This is a genomic window from Microbulbifer okhotskensis, assembly GCF_023895975.1.
Taxonomy (GTDB): domain Bacteria; phylum Pseudomonadota; class Gammaproteobacteria; order Pseudomonadales; family Cellvibrionaceae; genus Microbulbifer; species Microbulbifer okhotskensis.
Map to the genome: position 1 here is coordinate 1 of NZ_JALBWM010000269.1, position 1,600 is coordinate 1,600.

The window sequence follows — 1,600 nt, forward strand, 5'->3', positions numbered from 1 at the left end:
AGTACATGTCCATGGTTCCTACCCATTTCGCCTCTTAAAACTGTCCGAAGTATTGGAGTATTGGAATCCTCAATAACTCGCTTTACAGTTATTTCAGTAGTCATAAGAAAGTCTCATGAATGCATTCAGCTACTTCACGGTTGATTCTTCAGCAACCCCGTCAACCCATGCTTGAAACTACTGTAGGGTCTTAGAGTGTCGGCGTTTCAATTGGAATTCATTGAATATATATCCGACAGGTTTTTTTGGCGATTTTTCAATGGCCAATCGAGCAAGTCCCATGGCTTAGGGTGCGGTATTTCTGCCCAGTCCCTCTCCTCTTCCCAAGGTGCGAGCCCGCCCAAGGGATTTCATCGACGATGTCATTCGGTGATAGCCAAACTACTGGCTTATGAATATTATCTCTTTTAATTCCCGCCCAGAGGTTGAGTAATTCCAATATGTGCTTGGGTTGCTTCTTACTTGTCCCTGATAGGCCATGCAGGTTGGCAATATCAAGTGCCAATTCATGAAGCGTAATACCATTTTTCTGGGAGAGAATTGATTTCGCTATGTCCACAAGTGTTTCCTTGTGGACATCGTCTAAGTAGCGCAAATGGCTATATACGTCGGATGATATCGCCTCTTCTGTGTGCCCAGACTCTTCTGCCAAAATATGTACCACAGGTTCATTAAAACCATTCTTCAAGAGTTCTGCCAACCTTCATTACGCCGTAAAATCTATGGATCAATAGAAGAGCTACAAAAGGATCTGGACGAATGGCTCACATATTACAATAATAACCGTACCCATCAGTGTAAAAGGTGTTGCGGCCGCACACCGATGACAACACTTGAAGATGGAAAAAGCATCTGGAAGGAAAAACCGGTAAACTGAATTTGACCTGACAGAGCACCTCCTTAAAAACCGGCAACTGTCAGATCAAGTCTGAACTACTACTATTTTACTGCTAGGTGATTTCGATTGCAATACCACTCCAAACGTAACTATGCCCTCCACCGTTTTGATGACGCAACGTTCTCCATCCAACATCAGCCCTCCAAACTGGTTGACGTTCATTCGGGTTATAATATTTGACTGTGTTCCCATCCTTGGCAACCAGGATATTATGGAAACCCATTTCCGCAGTAGACACAGGGGAAGAACCTCGAAACATCATAAAAGCGCAATTGTAAAAGGTGTCGGCAAGCAAGTTCCTCGGCATTCCCCCATTACTAGCTGGCTGAATGAGATTTGTAAACAACGCATTATAAGAAACTGTATTGGCCGCCTGCGCGAGCTGAAGGCACGTGTCTTTCTGCGTCGCGTCGTATAGCATCCGACCGGTGCGCCCAGGGCACTGGATATTCACATAGTTTCGCACACGTATCGGCGAACTATTGTTGGCCGCCACTAAGGGATGGTCACCACCGCCTGGAGCCGGAGGTAGGTCAGCATTCCTCCATTTGACGGCGTCCCACAGAGTCCCCTCCACAAATGCCTGCGGCCTTGGCGCAGCACGGCTATTGAATCCTGACACTGCGATCTCGGTGCAGTGAGCGGCGCAAGAGTTATTGTCAATTCTGGTGTTCAACAGGCCTGATCAAGCAGCGCTCTGGT

1 protein-coding gene and 1 pseudogene are annotated in these 1,600 nt (G+C 46.8%); one reads left to right on the forward strand and one right to left on the reverse strand.

The window, feature by feature from the left end; all coding sequences use genetic code 11:
• Positions 1–256: 256 nt before the first annotated feature.
• A complete protein-coding gene (locus MO867_RS21950) occupies positions 257–700 on the reverse strand; it encodes a hypothetical protein (protein WP_252473134.1) in 444 nt (147 codons plus the stop codon).
• Between MO867_RS21950 and MO867_RS21955 the strand changes: the two are divergent.
• Positions 665–877, forward strand: a pseudogene (locus tag MO867_RS21955) (IS3 family transposase); the annotation flags it as partial. The gene MO867_RS21950 and the pseudogene MO867_RS21955 sit on opposite strands and share 36 nt — an antisense overlap.
• Positions 878–1,600 lie beyond the last annotated feature (723 nt).